Raw genomic sequence first — 18244 nt, forward strand, 5'->3', positions numbered from 1 at the left:
TTCGGCCCGCCGTACGACTCGCATACTGCCCCGGCCCGGCCGTACCGGGCCGGGCCGCGACCCGGCCGGACGCCCGGTTTCGCTAGGCTGGTCGACGCAATGACCAGGACCGCAGTCACACACCGGGAGCTCCGTACCCGGCTGGCTTCTCTCACCCTCCGCGACGAACACCGGCTGCAGCGGCAGCTGGATCGAGTGCGCGATGGCGACCTCTCCCGGATCGAGCCGGACATCACGGCCGCCGAGGCACGTATCGCGGCCCGCCGCGCGGCGGTCCCGGCCATCACCTATCCGGAGCAACTGCCGGTCACAGGGCGTCGCGACGATATCGCCGCCGCCATCGCCGCCCATCAGGTCGTGATAGTGGCCGGCGAAACCGGATCCGGCAAAACCACCCAGATCCCGAAGATCTGCCTGGAGCTGGGCCGGGGTATCCGTGGGGCGATCGGGCATACCCAGCCTCGCCGACTGGCGGCGCGCACGGTCGCCGAGCGTATCGCCGAAGAACTGGGCACCGAACTGGGAGATACCGTCGGTTACACGGTCCGGTTCACCGATCACGCCGCCGAGCACACGCTGGTCAAGCTGATGACCGACGGTATCCTGCTCGCCGAGATCCAGCGGGACCGGCTGTTACGCGCCTACGACACGATCATCATCGACGAGGCGCACGAGCGCAGTCTCAATATCGATTTCCTGCTCGGCTACCTGAAGCAGCTGCTGCCCCGGCGGCCGGACCTGAAGATCGTCATCACCTCGGCCACCATCGACCCGGAACTGTTCGCCCGGCATTTCGCCGACGCCGCGGGCCGCCCGGCGCCGATCGTGGAGGTCTCGGGCCGGTCCTACCCGGTGGAACTGCGGTATCGGCCGCTGGCCCTGCCGGCGCCCGCGGCGGAAGACGAGGAAGAAGACCACCGTCCCGTGGATCGGGACCCGGTGGACGCGATCTGCGCGGCGGTCACCGAACTGTTCGCCGAGGGCGACGGCGACGTGCTGGTATTCCTGTCCGGTGAGCGGGAGATCCGTGATACCGCCGACGCGCTCGCCGATCTGAAAATGCCCCGGACAGAGATTCTGCCGCTCTACGCGCGGCTGTCGGCGGCCGAACAGCATCGGGTGTTCGCCCCGCACACCGGCCGGCGGGTGGTGCTGGCGACCAATGTCGCCGAGACCTCGCTCACGGTCCCGGGTATCCGCTACGTCGTCGACCCCGGAACCGCGCGGATCTCGCGCTATTCCATCCGCACCAAGGTGCAGCGCCTGCCGATCGAACCGATCTCGCAGGCCTCGGCCCGGCAACGGGCCGGACGCTGTGGGCGCGTCGCCGACGGTATCTGTATCCGCCTGTACTCCGAGGACGATTTCGAATCCCGGCCGACGTTCACCGACCCGGAGATCCTGCGTACCAATCTCGCCGCGGTCATCCTGCAGATGACCGCGCTCGGGCTGGGTGAGATGGAACGGTTCCCGTTCGTGGAGGCTCCCGACAACCGCGCGGTACGCGACGGGGTCGCTCTGCTGGAGGAACTGGGCGCCCTCGCCCGCCGTACCGCGGAGAAACACACACCCCAGGACACCCCCGCGACGGCACCGGAGGCGGAGCACGCCGCCCCGGCACCGGATTCCGCAGCGCAGGCCGATCCGGCCCGCTCCGGCGGGAAACGCCGCGCGCCCGCATCGGGTCCCACGCTTACTCCGACGGGCCGGGAGATGGCTCGCCTGCCGGTGGATCCGCGGATGGGGCGGATGCTCGTCGAGGCCCATCGCAACGGTTGCCTGGCCGAAATGCTGGTGATCGTGGCCGCGCTGTCGATCCAGGACGTCCGGGAGCGGCCGGCCGATCAGCAGCAGGCCGCCGACGCGCGACATGCCCGGTTCACCGTGCCGAATTCGGATTTCCTGGCGTATCTGCGGCTGTGGGAATACCTCACCGGTCAGCGGCGGGCCTTGTCGGCCAACCGTTTCCGGCGCATGTGCCGCGAAGAATTCCTGCACTACCTGCGGATCCGGGAGTGGCAGGATCTGTACGGCCAACTGCGCACGATCACCAAGGGAATGGGCTGGTCGCTGCACGAGGCGAACGCGGAACCGGAGGCGAAGGACGACCGCACCGGACGCCCTGGGCCGGGCCCGCGGCGACGGCGCGGCCACAACCGGCCCGAACCGGAGCAGGAAGCCGGGCGGCAGCACCACCCAGGGTCGCCCGAGCCCCGGCCGGTCGAGGAGATGACTCCTGATACCGATCCATGGGACGCGACCGCGATCCACCAGGCACTGTTGTCGGGCATGTTGTCGCATATCGGGGTCCGCGAGGCCGAATCCCGCGAGTTCCTGGGCGCCCGCAACGCCAAGTTCATGATCTTCCCGGGCTCATCGCTGGCCAAGAAGCCGCCGCGGTGGGTCATGGCGGCCGAACTGGTGGAGACCTCACGCCTGTGGGGCCGGATCGCCGCCCGCGTCGAACCCGAATGGGCCGAACGGCTGGCCGGCGATCTGGTGAAACGTATCTACTCCGAACCACATTGGTCGGCCAAACGCGGTGCCGCCCGGGCCTACGAACGCGTCACGCTCTACGGCGTCCCCCTGGTGACCGGTCGTCCGGTCGACTACGGCCGCATCGATCCGGAGATCTCGCGCGAACTGTTCCTGCGGCACGCGCTGGTCCAGGGCGAATGGCAGACCCGGCACGAGTTCTTCCAGCGCAATCGCGCGCTGATCGACGATATCGCCGACCTCGAACAGCGCGCCCGGCGCCGGGATATCCTCGTCGACGACGAGGTGCTGTTCGAGTTCTACGACCGCCGGATCCCGGCCGATATCGTCTCGGTCCGGCATTTCGACACCTGGTGGAAATCCGCCGGTCGGCAGGACCCCCACCAGCTCGACTTCACGACCGATACGGTGGTCAACGACACCGCGAAGCGACTGGACCCCACGGATTTCCCGGACGCCTGGCGTCAGGGCGAGTTGTCCTTCCCGCTCACCTACCAGTTCGAGCCGGGGCAGGCCGACGACGGTGTGACCGTGCGGATTCCGGTGGCCCAGCTGGCCCATGTCCGGGCCGTCGGGTTCGACTGGCTGGTACCCGGGATGCGCGCCGAACTGGCCGCGGCACTGATCAAGACACTGCCCAAACAGTTGCGGCGCACGGTCGTCCCCGCACCGGATTTCGCCGCTGCCGCGCTACGTGTCCTCACGCCGCGGGCCGAACCGCTGCGTACCGGGCTTTCCCGGGAACTCACCCGGCTCGCCGCCACGCCGATCTCCGCCGCCGACCTGGACCCGGCCGCGCTCCCCGAACACCTCCGGATGACCTTCGCCGCCACCGATGCCGACGGCCGGGTACTGGCCACCAGCAAGAGCCTGGCGCACCTGCGGACCCGTCTGGCCGACCAGGTCTCCGCATCGGTGGCCGCCGCCACCGCGAACGCCGAACGCGCACCCGCCACGGTGTGGACCTCGGAGTCGTTGGGCACTCTCGACGCCACGGTGCGTAGCGAGGTCGGCGGGCAGACCGTCACCGGATATCCGGCGCTGGTCCCGGAGAGCGGAGGAGTCGCGGTCAGGGTGCTCAAATCACCCGCCGAGCAGGCAGCGGCCATGCGTGCCGGAACCCGGGCCCTGGTACTCGACGCGATCCCGACCTCGGTGCGCGCCGTCACCGCGAGCCTGTCTCCGGCGGACCGGCTGGTGCTCAGCCAGAACCCCTACGGTTCGGTCGACGCGCTGGTCGAGGACTGCCGCGCCGCGGCCGCCGACCAGCTCATCGCCGCCGCCGGTGGCCCGGTCCGCGACCCCGCCCAGTTCGACCGGCTGCTGGTGGCGTTGCGGCCGAAGTTGAACGAGGTGGTCACCAGGATCATCCGGCTGGTCGTCCCGGTCCTGGCCGAGGCGCACGAGGTGTCGACGGCCCTGACCGGTGTCCGGGAATCCGATATCGCCGGCGATGTGCGGGATCAGCTGGCAGATCTGCTGTTCGACGGGTTCGTCTCCGAATGGGGTCCGGTCCGGCTGCGCGAACTGCCCCGGTATCTGCGTGCGGCCGGCGTCCGGCTCGCCGCGCTACCCGGGTCCGCGGTACGCGATCGCCAGGCCATAGCGGAAGTGGACACCGCCCTGGCCGCCTACGATCAATTGCTGACCCGGCTATCGGAGGGGCGGCGGCGATCATCGGATATCACCGAGATCTGGTGGATGATCCAGGAATTGCGGGTGAGTCTGTTCGCTCAGAAGGTGGGCACGCCGTATCCGGTCTCGACGAAGCGGATCCAGAAGGCGATCGCGGCTGTACGCCGCTGACCGTGACAGCTCAGTCCCCGGTGCCGACCGCCGCCCGGGCCTGGCGCATGTCCAGGATCTCGCGTTCGAAATCCGCAGCGGAGGTGAAGGATCGATAGACCGAGGCGAAGCGCAGATACGCCACCTCGTCCAGTTCGCGTAGCGGCCCGAGAATCGCCAGGCCGACCTCATGGCTCGGCACTTCCGGTGACCCCTTCGCCCGGACCGCGTCCTCCACTTGCTGAGCCAGCAGGTTCAATGCGTCGTCGTCGACCTCGCGGCCCTGGCAGGCGCGGCGTACTCCCCGGATCACCTTCTCCCGGCTGAACGGCTCGGTGACCCCGCTCCTTTTGACCACCGACAGGATCGCCGTCTCCACCGTGGTGAAACGACGGCCACACTCCGGGCAGGAGCGTCTGCGGCGAATGGCGGCGCCCTCGTCGGCCAGTCGCGAGTCGACGACCCGGGAGTCGGGGTGTCGGCAGTACGGGCAGTGCATCCGGGGTCCTTCGTCGCTGCGAACGCTCGCGGCCGAACCGGCGCCGGTCGCAGGTCCGGCGAGCGCGGGTACCGGGCCGGTGCCCGGATACAGGTGGGCCGGTCACGCGCACCGGCTCGAGTGCATAACACATCGAGGATACCGGTACGGGGTGTGCCGTGGTTGCGCTCACCCCTGGCCCGGGCATACGCGGCGCCGTCACGCTACCGCGATCCGGGAGCATCGGTGCCCGGGCCGGGCACCACCGGGCCCGGGATCCCGGACGGAATCGGCTGGGGCGCCGGATCGGGAGCCCGGAGATGGGCGAGCGCGAGGAAGGCGACAACCACCGTCGCGCTGATCACGGCCGTCAAGGCAGTCGCCGCGTAGCCGGCCCGTGCCCGCTCGACCAGTTCGCCGGGTTCGGGCGGCCGGGACAACGGCCGCACGGCCGGGCCCCGGCGCACCACCGGGGCCGGCGGCCGGGCGATCGGACGGTATCCGCCCGTCCCGTCCCGGTACGTCGCGGTGCCGCAGGGACGGGACGGGCGATCCGGCCACGTGTCCGGACCCGGCAACCCGCCCTCGTCCGAGGCGGCCGTGCCGGCCGCCCCCGGCGGAACCGGACCGGGCCGTACCCGGGCGCTGACGTCTTCCCGCGTGTCGGTGCCGGTCACGCTGATCGCAGTGTTCATCGGATAGACCTCCGTGCTGGTCGCTCGCGGAACCATATGCGGTATTCGATCAAGTGTTCGACGAACTGGTGTTCGATTTCTACCACGCGAGAGGGATAATGTCAGTAGCAACACCGGACATGCCTCGAACAGATGTTTGATAGATCGGAGTACGCCGACTAGATTCACTGCACGACATCAAACTTCGGGCACAGCCGGTCCGGGCGGTCTGCCGGGACCGCGGTCACCGGGCCGGAAACCGACGAGAAAGGGCGGTTGTGGTGAGCCGATCAGACGACACGGGTGCCGGGGCTGGCCCCGGCACCGAACCGGGGACGACCGGTGTGGATCTCACCGTGCGTCAGCGCAAGGTGCTCGAGGTCATCCGTTCCTCGGTGAACCTGCGCGGCTACCCACCCAGCATTCGCGAGATCGGCGACGCGGTCGGCTTGAACTCCACCTCCTCTGTCGCGCACCAGCTGCGGACGCTGGAACGCAAGGGGTACCTGCGGCGCGATCCCAATCGCCCACGCGCCGTGGACGTCCGCGGGATGGACGAAGCGGTCCGCTCGGTGACCACTCTGGACCCGGCCGGTCCCGCCCGGGGGGCGGTCTCGGCCGATACCACCGATCAGCCGATCCCGACCTATGTACCGGTGCTCGGACGGATCGCCGCCGGTGGACCGATACTGGCCGAACAGGCGGTGGAAGACGTGTTCCCACTCCCCCGCGAACTGGTCGGCGACGGTTCGCTGTTCCTGCTGAAAGTGGTCGGCGAATCCATGGTCGACGCGGCCATCTGCGACGGCGACTGGGTGGTCGTCCGGCAGCAGAACGTGGCGGACAACGGCGATATCGTCGCGGCGATGCTGGACGGCGAGGCGACGGTGAAAACATTCAAACGCAGCGGTAAGGATGTCTGGCTGATGCCGCACAATCCGCATTTCGAGCCCATACCGGGTAACGACGCGCAGATTCTCGGCAAGGTAGTCACCGTGATCCGCAAGATCTGAGCCGCCGACCGGCGCGCGTCCCGTCGAGGTGCGCGCCGGTGGTCGGACCGCTGCTCGACACCGGAGCGAGAAGCCGATGGCTACATACGAGGTCGCGGCCCTCCGGCCGCGTTCCGCATTCGACCGCTCACCGGTTCCGGACCGGATCTGGTACGCCGCCTACGGTTCGAATACGAATCCGGACCGCCTGGCCGGCTACCTCGACGGAAGCGGGCCGCGCGGCGCACTGCGCCCCGCGCCCGGCATCTCACCGAGCGGATGCCGCGACCACACACCACCGGCGCGTTCGGTCGCTCTCGTACTCCCCGGACTGCTCTATTTCGCCACCGAATCGGTGATCTGGTCCGGCGGCCGCGCCTTCTACGATCCCACCACCCCCGCCGAAACCCCGGTGCGCGCCTATCTGCTGACCCTCTCACAGTTCAGCGATATCGCCGCCCAGGAGATGTATCGCCGGTCCGGAACCGATCTCGATCTCACCGAGGTCTTGCGCACCGGCCGGTCCCGGCTCGGCCCCGGGCGCTACGAAACCCTGGTCTGCCCCGGCATGTTCGACGGCATACCCGTCGTCACCTTCACCGCCCCGTGGCGTTGGCGTGAGATCGGCGGAAATCCTCCGGCCGCCACCTATCTGCGCCATATCGCGACCGGTCTACGCGCGGCACACAGTTGGTCGATCGGCGATACCGCGGGTTATCTGGCCACTCGTCCGGGAGCGGCCGGTCACTGGACTTCGGAACGAGTCGCCGGACTACTCCGAGAGGAAGCGGATTCGTAGGTGCGTAACGCCACCGAGATCGCACCGGCACCCGCGCGGACGATCTCGGAATAGCGCGCCCGATCCGCGGGGCCCGCCGCCGCCCGCAGCGGCCCCAACTGGACCTCGTAAGGCGCCTGGTCACCGTGGAATACCGGCGCGGAGACATAGCTGAGCGGCAGCGCGTCCCCGGTTTCGATATCGGCCTCGGTGTACGCGCGCGAAGTCAATCGCCCGAGCTGGCGCAGCGCCTCGGCCCGCAGCGCGGGTTGCAGCAGTTCGGCGCCGAGCGCGCCGAGCAGTTCGGTCAGCAGATCGACCAGACCGGCGTCGTCGGCTTCGGGCCGGAACATGGCGAAGCCGTGCGCGGTGACGAAGTCGAGCAGTTCCGCCGCGCCGGGCCGCCCGTTCGTCGTCGCCAGCCAGCGCCGCCGTTCGGCGGGGGTCCGCCACGGCATCACGGCGGCACCGGCGGGATAGACCACCGGGACCGACTGTCCGACGGACAGTCCCGGCACTATGCGCGCTCCCGCGTACTGTTTGGCGACGATGGTGAGCCGATCGTCGGAGATCCGGCTCAAGGTGGCTCCGCAGCCTGCCGCCTCGGCCAGCGCCGCCAGCTCAGCGCCCACCGCGACGGCCGCGCCGACGGGTTCGGCGGGTGACAGGCGAGCCAGGGCAGGTCCGCGCCGGTAGGCCAGGCTCGCGTCCCGGACCACCCAGTTCGCCTCGCACAACTCGGCGAGCACCGCGGTAACCGTCGCCCGGGCGAGTGACAGACGTTCGACGATCTCCGACACGGTCAGTGCCCGCTCGGATTCCGCGAGCAGTTCGACCACCGACACCACTCGGCGTGTCGGCGGAGATCCGGCTGTGGCCATATCCGCGGCTCCCTTGTCGCCCGGTAACCCGGGATCTACACTGCATCGACTATTCGTTGAAAGAACGTCGAATACTCGTCATCAGCATAGTTCAGGAGGAGCCATGATTCTGGACCGCTTCCGGCTCGACGACCGGGTCGCCATCGTGACCGGCGCCGGCCGCGGGCTGGGCGCCGCCATCGCCCTCGGCTTCGCCGAGGCGGGGGCCGATGTCCTGATCGCCGCCCGTACCGAATCCGAGCTTTCGAATATCGCCGAGCAGATCCGGCAGCTGGGCCGCAGGGCTCATATCGTGGTCGCCGACCTGGCCGATCCAGCGGCCTGCGCCGCGCTGGCGGAGACCGCGGCCGCGGAGTTCGGCCGGCTCGATATCGTGGTGAACAATGTCGGCGGGGCAATGCCCACACCGCTGCTCGACACCACACCGGACGCCCTGACGCAGGCGTTCGGTTTCAACGTCGCCAATGCCCACGCGCTGGTCCGGGCCGCCGTACCGATCATGCTGGACACCGCCGGCGGCGGATCGATCATCAACATCACCTCGGCGATGGGGCGCCTGCCCGGCCGGGCCTTCGCCGCCTACGGCACCGCGAAGGCCGCGCTCGCGCACTACACCCGGCTGGCCGCCATGGATCTCTGTCCGCGAATCCGGGTCAACGCCATCGCTCCCGGCTCCATCGCGACCTCCGCACTGGAGGTCGTCGCCGCCGACGAGCAGCTGCGCGGGTCCGTGGAGAAGGCGACCCCGCTGCGCCGGATCGGGGACCCGGCCGATATCGCGGCCACCGCGTTGTTCCTCGCCGCACCGGCAGGCGGCTATTTGACCGGGAAAGTCATCGAGACCGACGGCGGTCTGATCGCCCCGAATCTCGATATCCCGATTCCGGATCTGTGAGGAGAGACCTGTGACATACCGCGTGGTGCACTGGGGCACCGGCAATGTCGGCAAACACGCACTGGCCGGAATCATCGACGACTCCCGGCTCGAACTGATCGGCGTCAAGGTGTCCGGCAGCGCGAAGGAAGGGCACGACGCCGGGGAGCTGGCGGGGCTCGATATCCGTACCGGGGTCTCGGCCACCACCGATTCCGCCGCCCTGCTCGCCCTGCGACCGGACTGTGTGGTCTACACCGCGATGGCCGACAATCGGCTCGTCGAGGCACTCGAGGATCTGCGGACGATCCTTGCCGCCGGGATCGACATCGTAGCCAGCGCTCCCGTCTTCCTTCAGTATCCGTGGGGGGTGCTGCCACAGGACATGCTCACCCCGATCGAGGAGGCTGCCGCGGCAGGTGGTGCCTCCCTATTCGTCAACGGTATCGATCCCGGGTTCGCCAACGACCTGCTGCCGCTCGCGCTGGCCGGTACGTGCCGACGGGTCGACCAGCTCCGCTGTATGGAGATCCTCGACTACGCGACCTACGACAACGCCACGGTCATGTTCGACATCATGGGCTTCGGCAAGCCCCTGGACGAGACCCCCATGCTGCTACAGCCGGGGGTGCTCTCCCTGGCATGGGGCAGCGTAGTGCGCCAGCTGGCCGCCGGACTGGGGGTGGAACTCGACGCGGTCACCGAATTCCACGAACGGATCCCCGCGCCGGAGGAGGTCGAGATCGCCGCCGGCACGGTCGCGACCGGTACCACTGCGGCGATGCGCTTCGAGGTCCGCGGAATGGTCGGCGACCGGGTGGTCACCGTGCTGGAACACGTCACGCGACTGCGGGCCGATCTGGCGCCCGAATGGCCCCAGCCGGCCCAGGAGGGCGGTTCCTACCGCGTCGAGGTCACCGGCGAACCGAACTACGCCATGGACCTCTGCCTGTCCAGTGACAACGGCGACCACAACCATGCGGGGCTGGTGGCGACGGCCATGCGGGTGGTCAACGCGATTCCCGCTGTGGTAGCGGCCGCACCGGGAATTCGCACGACCCTGGATCTCCCGCTGGTCACCGGGCCGGGGGCCGTACGCAACGATCCCGACGCCTCATAGGTTTCGACCCTCGCCACGAAGACCCCGCCCCTGCGGCCGGGTAATCGTCGGGATCGTCACCCGCTGCGCGCGGGACGCACTCGCGGAGCTTCGGTTCGTGTCCGGCTGCGGACCCGCGACCGGACACCAACCGCTCGTAGCCCACGGACAATCCCATGCGCCGGAGGCTAATACACTCCTGTGACAGGTCGAAGCGGTCGCGGCTACCCGCGGAGGCCGCAGCGGTTTCCGGCGGCGATCCGGCCGATGCGAAACGGGGCGGGTATCGAATACCCGCCCCGTCGATGGTGCGCACCCGATCCGTACGGATCGGCGCGATCAGGAGAGTTTCAGGCTGCGCCCGATGATCTCCTTCATGATCTCGGTGGTACCGCCGTAGATGGTCTGCACCCGCGCGTCCAGGTATGCCTGGGCGATCGGGTATTCCCGCATATAGCCGTAGCCGCCGTGCAGCTGCAGGCAGCGGTCGATCAGATCGACCTGCTCCTCGGTGCTCCACCACTTGGCCATCGCGGCGTCCTCGGCGGAGAGGGTGCCCGCGTTGAGCTCGGTGATGGACCGGTCTACCAGGACCCGCACGGCGGTGGCCTTGGTGGCCAGTTCGGCGAGTACGAACCGGGTGTTCTGCAGCGCGCCGATCGGCTTACCGAAGGCCTTGCGGTCGCGGACGTACTGGCAGGTGTATTCCAGGCAGGTCTCCATCGCCGCGGCGGCCATGACCGCGATCGACAACCGCTCCTGCGGCAGATTCTGCATCAGGTGGATGAAGCCCTTGCCCTCTTCGCCCAGCAGGTTGGCGGCGGGCACCCGGACATCGCTGAAGCTGAGTTCGGCAGTGTCCTGCGCCTTGAGGCCCAACTTGTCCAGGTTCCGGCCCCGTTCGAAGCCCGGCATCCCGCGCTCGACCACCAGCAGACTGAAGCCCAGGGCGCCGGCCGACGGGTCGGTCTGGGCGACCACGATGACGATATCGGAGTTGATGCCGTTGGTGATGAAGGTCTTGGCGCCGTTGAGGACCCAGTCGTCCCCGTCGCGGACCGCGCGGGTCTTGATGCCCTGCAGGTCCGAACCGGTACCGGGTTCGGTCATGGCGATGGCGGTGATGAGTTCGCCGGAACAGAACTTCGGCAGCCAGCGCTGCTTCTGCTCGTCGTTGGCCAGCTCCAGCAGGTAGGGTGCGATGACATCGTTGTGCAGGCCGAATCCGAGCCCGGAGTACTGACCGCGCACCGACTCCTCGGTGATGATGGCGTTGTAGCGGAAATCCTTCACGCCGCCGCCGCCGTACTCCTCCGGCATCGCCATCCCCAGGAAGCCCTGCTTCCCGGCCTCGAGCCAGACGGAACGGTCCACGACGCCCCGCTCCGCCCACTGGTCGTGGAACGGCGCCACATTCGTCTCGAGAAACTTGCGGTACGACTCCCGGAACAGCTCGTGCTCGGGCTCGAACAGTGTGCGCTCCACACCAACCTCCTAGTGAACACTTCGGACGGGACCGCGCCGGCCCGTCGCTGTGATCCACCGTACCCGGAGTGCGAATCGTTGTTCACTTCGCTGTCGGAATTCGCTGGTGCTCCGGCCCGCCGTCGAGCAAACGCACAACCTTGCCATTCACCGGCGGTCGGGTCGAGGCGCACTCAGACCGGCAGCAGCTCGCGCAACCGCCCACCGAGCGTCCGGCCGCGGTCGACGGCCTGATGGCCGAGCAGGAAGAGCAGTTCTTCCCGGACCGCCTTCTGAACGACCACCGACAACTGACCCGCGGCCTCGTCGATATCACCGGTCTCACGCCAGGGCCCCGGATCGATCGGCGTACCGGCGGTGAAATAGAACCGCTCGGGCCGTGGGATGGGTGTGAGACCGATACCGCGCACCAGCGGCGGGGTGAGTTCGGTGTGGATGCCGAGTGCCTCGACCAATCGGCGCAGTGGGCGCAGTACCCGATCGTCCTTGTCGGCGACGATGTCGTAGGCATCGTCGATACCGATCATCGCCACCGGCACGATCGGGGCACCACATTCGATCGCCATCCGCGCGAAGCCGGTGCGACCCTCCCAGCGCAAGGCGTACTTCTCCCCTTTACGGCGGATCGCCTCCCGGCCACCACCGGGAAAGACGAGTACTACTTCGCCCTGTTCGAGCAGGGCCCGGCAATTGCCCCGGGTCCCACGTACCGAACCGTAGTAGTGCAGCAGATGCCGCACACCCGGTACGGAGATGAGCAGATTCTCGGCGAGACCGCGGATCAACCGGCCACGCGTACGCAGCACCTCCGGCAGCAGCAGCGGCGCGTCGATCAAGCCGAGCAGATTGTGATTGGCGACCAGTAGCACCGGCCCTTCGGCGGGGATGTTGTCCAAACCGAAGAAACGGGGACTGCTCCAGGCCCGCAGCGGCGCCAGGGCCGCTTCGAGAACCCGGAGGTCGATCGCACCGAGATCGACCGAAGCCGGCGCGCCGTCGCTGAGCCCGGCCCGATCCATCAGCGCGCCGCGCTGCCGGTCGTCGCCGCTGATAGCGGTACGGCCCTTCTGTGACATAAAACCTCCCGTAGTCGACTCATACCGATTGTGAATCGACACGGGCGGATATCCCACAGGGTTATGCGATGTCCCACATTTTCGCGACCAGAGTTAGCCGGGGCGACTTCGGCCCGTAACGGTCACGCTTGCGCCGTGCCCGCGTGGGCGTAGCCGGAAAGGGCCGCTGCCAGGGAACTCGGTACTCGCGCTTGGACACGGGTCCCGTTCTCGGTGTGTTCGGAACGCAAGATCCTGCCGTCGGCGTGGATTCTGGCGAGCAGATCGCCGCGAGTGTACGGAAGCAGCACACTGATTTCCACATCCAGGCCGCCGAGCACCTCGTCAAGCCTGGTACGCAACCGGTCGATACCGAGATCTTTGTGCGCGGACACGAACTCGGCACCGGGCAGCAGACCCCGCAACCGGGTCAACTCCACCGGATCGACCTCGTCGATCTTGTTGACCACCAGCAGTTCGGGCGGCGCGGGGTGACCCGATTCCCGGATCACATCGGTGATGACCTCACGGACCGCCTTGATCTGCTCGGCGGGCAGCGTATCGGAACCGTCCACCACGTGCAGCAGCAGATCGGCGCCGGTGACCTCTTCCAGCGTGGACCGGAACGCCTCGATCAGCTGGGTCGGCAGATGCCGAACGAAGCCGACGGTATCGGTGAACACGACCTCGCGGCCGTCCTCCAGCTCGGCCCGCCGGGTGGTCGGGTCCAGGGTGGCGAACAGCGCGTCCTGCACGAGGACTCCCGAACCGGTGAGCACATTCATCAGGCTCGATTTCCCGGCATTGGTATAGCCCACGATCGCCACCGACGGCACTCCGCTGGAGGTGCGGCGCGCGCGTTTCGTATCGCGGGCCGTTTTCATCTCGCGGATCTCCCGGCGCAGTTTGGCCATGCGCTCCCTGATCCGCCGCCGATCGGTCTCGATCTTGGTCTCACCGGGGCCACGCAGACCCACACCGCCGTTGCTACCGGCCCGGCCACCCGCCTGGCGCGACATCGACTCACCCCAGCCGCGCAGCCGCGGCAGCATGTACTCCATCTGGGCGAGCGCGACCTGCGCCTTACCTTCACGGGAGGTCGCGTGCTGGGCGAAGATATCCAGGATCAGGGCGGTGCGATCGACCACCTTGACCTTGACCACCTTCTCCAGCGCGGTGAGCTGGGCCGGGGTGAGTTCACCGTCGCAGATCACCGTATCCGCGCCGGTCGCCAGCACCACCGCCCGCAGTTCCTCGGCCTTGCCCGAGCCGATATAGGTCGCCGGGTCCGGCCGATCGCGGCGCTGGATGAGTGCTTCGAGTACCTCGGAGCCCGCGGTTTCGGCGAGCTGGGCCAATTCGGCCATACTCGCCTCCGCCCGTGCCACGCTGCCCTCGGTCCACACACCGACCAGCACGACCCGTTCCAGCCGCAGCTGCCGATACTCGACCTCGGTGATATCGGTGAGCTCGGTCGACAGCCCGGCGATACGGCGCAGTGCGCTGCGTTCGTCGAGTTGGAGTTCGCCGGTGGTGGGGTCGGTGGACCAACCGCCGCGCCGGAACACCGGCCCGGATACGTTCGCGCCTCGCGCGCCCGTGTCGGTATCGTCGACGGTTGCGACCGGATCCGTCTCCGTCGATTCCACGTCGAACGATTCAGGGGACCGATCCGTGGTCCCGGAAACATCAGAATTTCTCATACACCGTCCATGCTGCCACTGATGCGCTGGTCGGCGCATGTGAATTTTCGAGCGGGACCGCTACTGCGTATCCCACCACTGCGCGGCGAGCCGACCGGAGGCGAGCAATTCCGATGGCCCGCGCAGCCATGCCGCGCCCGTGCTCACCCCGACCCGCACCTCGCCGCCGGGAACCCGGACGCCCACCTCGCCGGTCCCGCCGGCCAGATCGAAGCCATCGGCCGCCAGTGCCGCGGCCGCCGCGGCAACCGTGCCGGTGCCGCAGGAGCGGGTCTCGCCGACACCACGCTCGTAGACCCGCATATCGACCGCCCCGTCCGCGTCCAGACCGGTCAGGATCTCCACGTTCACGCCGCGGGGGAACATATCGGGGTCGTATCCCGGGGGTGCTGTGAGATCCAGTTCGGCCAGGGCACCGGCCGACAGGTCAGCGGCGACACAGGCCAGATGGGGATTGCCGACATCGATCCCCAGACCGGGATATCCCCAGCCGGCCACCGTGGCGGTCGAGGCGCCGAGCACCCGGACTCGGCCCATATCGACGGTCACCTCCCCGGCGACCGCACCGGCCGAGTGCACCACGACCGGGCGCGCCCCGGCCCGGCTGCCCACCACGAATTCGTTACCGTCGGCCAGACCGCGGGCCACCAGATAATGAGCGAAGACCCGCACCCCGTTCCCGCACATCTCCGCGATCGAACCGTCCGCGTTGCGGTAATCCATGAACCAGTCGCGCGCGCCGACACCCTCCGGGTATCCGTCGAGGACACCGGCGGAGAGCAACTCACCCGCCCGCGCGACGCGCAGTACACCGTCGGCACCGAGACCGCGGCGCCGGTCGCACAGCGCGGCGACACGGGAGACGGTCAGGTCGAGCCGCACCTCGGGATCGGGCAGCACCACGAAATCGTTCTGGGTGCCGTGGCCCTTGGTGAACTCCACATCCTTGTCGTTGGAGCTCAGGGACTGATCGGGACTGTTGTGCACGTCGGTTCGGGTCTCCTCGTCCTCTGTTCTCATCGGGTGAACGTCCGGCGCTGCCGGGAAATTTCGTACAGGGCCACCGCCGCGGCCGACGGGGCCCCCAGGGAGCTGGCGCTGCCGCCCATCGGGATGGTGACCGTCCGGTCGCAGGCCGCGAGCCAGGCGGCGCTCATACCGCTGGTCTCGTTGCCGACCACCAGGATCGTCGCATCGAGCAGATCGTCGTCGAAGATCGCGCGCTCACCGTTCTCGTCGGTACCCACGATCCGGGTGGGCACGCCACGATCGATCTGCCGGTCCCGGAACTCCGATACCTCCGTGGTGCCCGATACCCGGAACACGGGGACGGAGAACAGCGATCCGGTGGAGGCCCGGACACAGCGCGGATCGTACTGGTCGGCGCCGTGGCCCGAGACGATCACCGCCGAGGCTCCGAACGCGTCCGCCGACCTGATCAGTGTGCCCAGGTTCCCGGGCGAATTGGGCCGGTCGAAAACGACGACCACCGGGGCCTCGCCCGGCTCACCGAGTTCGAAACTCGCCAGCTCGCCGCGCGCGTACTCCGCGACCGCCACCAATTCGGGCGGCCCGCCCGACTTCTCCCCCAGATCTGCCATCAGTTCCGGAGCCAATCCGACGGCGGGAACCGTGCTGGTATCGAGGATCTCCCGCGCCCACGAGGAGAGCCCCGGATCGCCCAGGCGGTACAGCAGGGTCTCCAGCGGCCAATCGTGCGCGAGCGCCTGTGTGATCGGCCGGACCCCGTGCACCAGGAAGCGGGCGTCCCGGTTGCGTTTGGCGCGGTTGTCCAGATATGCCGTCCACACCTGGACGGCGGCGTTGCGGCGGTGGATCTGCCGGGTCACGAGCGGGTGCGCTCCTCGGGTAGACGATCGGATGCCCGCGGACCGGGCGACGGTGAATCGGACGCCACAGAGTCTGCCAGCAGCGACAGGGCGGTCTCGGCCGAGGACGGATCGGCGCCGTCCACCCAGCGCACCCGCCGGTCGCGCCGGAACCACGAGCGCTGCCGCCGGACATAGCGGCGGGTCCCGATGAAGGTACGCTCCTCGGCCTCGGCCAGGTCGTACTCGCCGTCGAAATAGGCCAGCGCCTGGGCGTAACCGATAGCTCTGCGTGCAGTCTGCCCCTCGCGCAGCCCCCGATCGACCAATTCGCGCACCTCCTCGAGCAACCCCTGCTCGAACATCGCCGCGGTGCGGCGGGCGATCCGTTCGTCGAGGGCGGTGGTATCGCGGTCCACCCCGAGGATCCGGGTCCCCCACCTCGGTTCACCGATCACCGGCGCGGAAGCGGCGAACGGCCGTCCGGTGAGTTCGACGACCTCGAGCGCCCGCACCATGCGGCGTCCGTCGGTGGGCAGGATGGTCGCGGCCGCGGCCGGGTCGGCCCGCCGCAACGCCGCGTGCACGGCGGCCACGCCCCGCCCGGCGAGCAGTTCCTCCCATTTCGCCCGGACCGCGGGATCGGTGGCCGGGAATTCCCACTGGTCGAGCAGCGCCTGCACGTACATCATCGAACCGCCGACCACCACGGGGACCCGTCCACGGGCCACGATCGCCTCGATATCGGCGGTCGCGGCGATCTGATACGCCGCGACCGTCGCTGTTTCGGTGATATCGAGTACGTCGAGTTGATGATGCGGAATCCCCCGCCGCTGGTCGGCCGGCAGTTTCGCGGTACCGATATCCATCCCGCGGTACAGCTGCATCGCATCGATATTGACGATCTCACCGCCCAGCCTCTCGGCCAGGTCGAGGGCCAGATCCGATTTCCCGGTGGCGGTCGGCCCGACCACCGCGATCGGACGCGGGTCCCCGCTCATCGGTCCATGCCGGCCGGTCGCCACAACCCGGCGAACCAGCCGACACCGAAGGGCGCGCCCCGGTACCGCTCGGTCACCACCGGCGGCGCGGCGTCCGCGGCGAAGAGTCCGGCCAGTGCCTGGTACGCGGCCCGGCCGGACATCATCAAATCGGCGCACAAGGCCGGGTCCAGAGCCAGCAGAGCCTGCCTATCGCCCGTGGCGACAGCCTGGTCGAGCGCCTTCTGTACCCGCGGCGACCGTTCGTCGAAGTAGCCGGGCGCCGCGGTGGACAGCGTCGCGGCGCCGTCGGCGACCACCAGTACACCCTGCGGTTCGTGCTCTGCGTCGAGCTCCGCACGCAGTTTCGCGCCGATCTCGGCACAGTTCCGGGCCGAGGTGTCGGCGGCGAGCACCCGCGCCCGCGCCGAGACATGCGGCGCCACCGCCGCGCGTAACCAGCCGGCGACGAGAAGGGCCAGTGGCAGATCGGGGTCGGGGTCGGCGGACAGTTCGGCTCCGGGTCCGCCCAGGTTCACCCGCACATCGACGCCGAACCCGCGGAAAGTGCCCGCCGTATCGGCGCCGTAGGACCGCTCCGACGACCCGACCCCGAGCACGGTCCAGTACGGTGTCGCCTCGGCCAGCGCCGCACCCGCCGCGAGAACAGCACCGCGGAGCTCGATCACCGCGCTGTCCGGAGTACCCGGATCGGGAGCGGAACCCGGGCAGGCCGCCGGCGCGCCACCACACAGCGCGGGGACCAGAACGGGCGGCGAGGGAATCACAGCCGCTAGACAGAACACGCCGTCAACCGTAGCTCGTGCCCGCCGACCAGCGACGGGGCCGGTTCACCTACCCGCGCACGGTACGAGTGTCTCTCCCGGAAACCGGGCGGCAATTGCTAGGGTGCGAAGTATCCGGACCAGGTCCGACAGGTCCGGATCCGCAGGTCCGGCTATATGCCGCCACTGTCGGCGGTGTGGTTTGCGGGAGCACGGCCGGGTTGAATGGGAGAGCGTGCGACAGCGCGGACAACATATGCACGGTCGACCCCAGCACGGCCGGACGGGCAGACATAGCCAGAATGAGCGGGCGTAGCCAGAATGAGCAGAGCATAGCCAGAATGCGCAGC

The 18244-nt window shown here is 68.8% G+C and carries 15 protein-coding genes; 5 read left to right on the forward strand and 10 right to left on the reverse strand.

The annotated features are described in order from the left end of the window. Positions 1-99 precede the first annotated feature (99 nt). Positions 100-4302 (forward strand): ATP-dependent RNA helicase HrpA, encoded by a 4203-nt coding sequence (gene hrpA / locus IEY68_RS03415; RefSeq protein ID WP_062996033.1) that lies wholly within the window; start codon positions 100-102, stop codon positions 4300-4302. A gap of 10 nt (positions 4303-4312) precedes the next feature. On the opposite strand, the gene nrdR is transcribed toward hrpA, so the two are convergent. Together nrdR and IEY68_RS03425 are read right to left on the reverse strand one after the other, a co-directional pair. Then, complete coding sequence (nrdR, locus tag IEY68_RS03420; protein WP_062996035.1) at positions 4313-4780, reverse strand: transcriptional regulator NrdR; 468 nt, start codon at positions 4778-4780, stop codon at positions 4313-4315. 203 nt (positions 4781-4983) lie between these two features. Continuing rightward, a complete protein-coding gene (locus IEY68_RS03425) occupies positions 4984-5454 on the reverse strand; it encodes a hypothetical protein (RefSeq protein WP_189094003.1) in 471 nt (156 codons plus the stop codon). A 260-nt stretch (positions 5455-5714) separates the two neighbouring features. On the opposite strand from IEY68_RS03425, the gene lexA reads away from it, so the two are divergent. Beyond that, positions 5715-6446: a transcriptional repressor LexA gene (gene lexA, locus IEY68_RS03430; RefSeq protein WP_062996137.1), complete on the forward strand. Its 732-nt coding sequence runs from the start codon at positions 5715-5717 to the stop codon at positions 6444-6446. Between the two features lie 76 nt (positions 6447-6522). Then, positions 6523-7224: a histone deacetylase gene (locus IEY68_RS03435; RefSeq protein WP_189094004.1), complete on the forward strand. Its 702-nt coding sequence runs from the start codon at positions 6523-6525 to the stop codon at positions 7222-7224. Here IEY68_RS03435 and IEY68_RS03440 read toward each other — a convergent pair. Next, positions 7170-8084 carry a helix-turn-helix domain-containing protein gene (locus tag IEY68_RS03440; protein ID WP_062996039.1) on the reverse strand — a complete coding sequence of 305 codons (915 nt, stop codon included), beginning with the start codon at positions 8082-8084 and terminating at the stop codon, positions 7170-7172. The two genes, IEY68_RS03435 and IEY68_RS03440, sit on opposite strands and share 55 nt — an antisense overlap. Before the next feature lie 103 nt (positions 8085-8187). Here IEY68_RS03440 and IEY68_RS03445 point away from each other — a divergent pair, with 103 nt between their 5' ends. Both IEY68_RS03445 and IEY68_RS03450 read left to right on the forward strand, forming a co-directional pair. Next, positions 8188-8979 (forward strand): SDR family oxidoreductase, encoded by a 792-nt coding sequence (locus IEY68_RS03445; RefSeq protein ID WP_062996041.1) that lies wholly within the window; start codon positions 8188-8190, stop codon positions 8977-8979. Between the two features lie 10 nt (positions 8980-8989). Beyond that, on the forward strand, positions 8990-10078 hold the full coding sequence (locus IEY68_RS03450; RefSeq protein ID WP_062996043.1) for an NAD(P)H-dependent amine dehydrogenase family protein: 1089 nt from the start codon (positions 8990-8992) through the stop codon (positions 10076-10078). 318 nt (positions 10079-10396) lie between these two features. Here the strand turns inward: IEY68_RS03450 and IEY68_RS03455 are convergent, their stop codons facing one another. The 7 genes from IEY68_RS03455 to IEY68_RS03485 all read right to left on the reverse strand — a co-directional run bounded on the left by IEY68_RS03455 (position 10397) and on the right by IEY68_RS03485 (position 17915). Next, entirely contained in the window at positions 10397-11542 is a 1146-nt protein-coding gene (locus tag IEY68_RS03455) for an acyl-CoA dehydrogenase family protein (protein WP_062996045.1), read from the reverse strand. Positions 11543-11715: 173 nt separating this feature from the next. Further along, positions 11716-12618, reverse strand: a complete 903-nt coding sequence (locus tag IEY68_RS03460) for a lysophospholipid acyltransferase family protein (protein ID WP_062996046.1) — start codon at positions 12616-12618, stop codon at positions 11716-11718. Positions 12619-12740: 122 nt separating this feature from the next. Further along, positions 12741-14300, reverse strand: a complete 1560-nt coding sequence (gene hflX / locus IEY68_RS03465) for a GTPase HflX (protein WP_189094005.1) — start codon at positions 14298-14300, stop codon at positions 12741-12743. A 60-nt stretch (positions 14301-14360) separates the two neighbouring features. Next, positions 14361-15242, reverse strand: coding sequence for a diaminopimelate epimerase (gene dapF, locus IEY68_RS03470; RefSeq protein WP_062996142.1), 882 nt, complete (start codon positions 15240-15242; stop codon positions 14361-14363). Between the two features lie 74 nt (positions 15243-15316). Then, positions 15317-16150: a TrmH family RNA methyltransferase gene (locus IEY68_RS03475; protein WP_189094006.1), complete on the reverse strand. Its 834-nt coding sequence runs from the start codon at positions 16148-16150 to the stop codon at positions 15317-15319. Further along, positions 16147-17130, reverse strand: a complete 984-nt coding sequence (miaA, locus tag IEY68_RS03480; RefSeq protein ID WP_062996144.1) for a tRNA (adenosine(37)-N6)-dimethylallyltransferase MiaA — start codon at positions 17128-17130, stop codon at positions 16147-16149. The genes IEY68_RS03475 and miaA overlap by 4 nt, the downstream gene beginning before the upstream one ends. Beyond that, positions 17127-17915: a class III extradiol ring-cleavage dioxygenase family protein gene (locus tag IEY68_RS03485; protein WP_062996049.1), complete on the reverse strand. Its 789-nt coding sequence runs from the start codon at positions 17913-17915 to the stop codon at positions 17127-17129. Before IEY68_RS03485 ends, miaA begins: the two co-directional genes overlap by 4 nt. Positions 17916-18244 lie beyond the last annotated feature (329 nt).

Source organism: Nocardia jinanensis, from assembly GCF_014645735.1.
GTDB lineage: Bacteria > Actinomycetota > Actinomycetes > Mycobacteriales > Mycobacteriaceae > Nocardia > Nocardia jinanensis.

Coding starts and splice junctions, on each gene's coding strand:
- hrpA (WP_062996033.1), top strand. CDS start 100: ATGACCAGGACCGCAGTCACACACCGGGAGCTCCGTACCCGGCTGGCT.
- nrdR (WP_062996035.1), bottom strand. CDS start 4,780: ATGCACTGCCCGTACTGCCGACACCCCGACTCCCGGGTCGTCGACTCG.
- IEY68_RS03425 (WP_189094003.1), bottom strand. CDS start 5,454: ATGAACACTGCGATCAGCGTGACCGGCACCGACACGCGGGAAGACGTC.
- IEY68_RS03435 (WP_189094004.1), top strand. CDS start 6,523: ATGGCTACATACGAGGTCGCGGCCCTCCGGCCGCGTTCCGCATTCGAC.
- IEY68_RS03440 (WP_062996039.1), bottom strand. CDS start 8,084: ATGGCCACAGCCGGATCTCCGCCGACACGCCGAGTGGTGTCGGTGGTC.
- IEY68_RS03445 (WP_062996041.1), top strand. CDS start 8,188: ATGATTCTGGACCGCTTCCGGCTCGACGACCGGGTCGCCATCGTGACC.
- IEY68_RS03460 (WP_062996046.1), bottom strand. CDS start 12,618: ATGTCACAGAAGGGCCGTACCGCTATCAGCGGCGACGACCGGCAGCGC.
- hflX (WP_189094005.1), bottom strand. CDS start 14,300: ATGAGAAATTCTGATGTTTCCGGGACCACGGATCGGTCCCCTGAATCG.
- miaA (WP_062996144.1), bottom strand. CDS start 17,130: ATGAGCGGGGACCCGCGTCCGATCGCGGTGGTCGGGCCGACCGCCACC.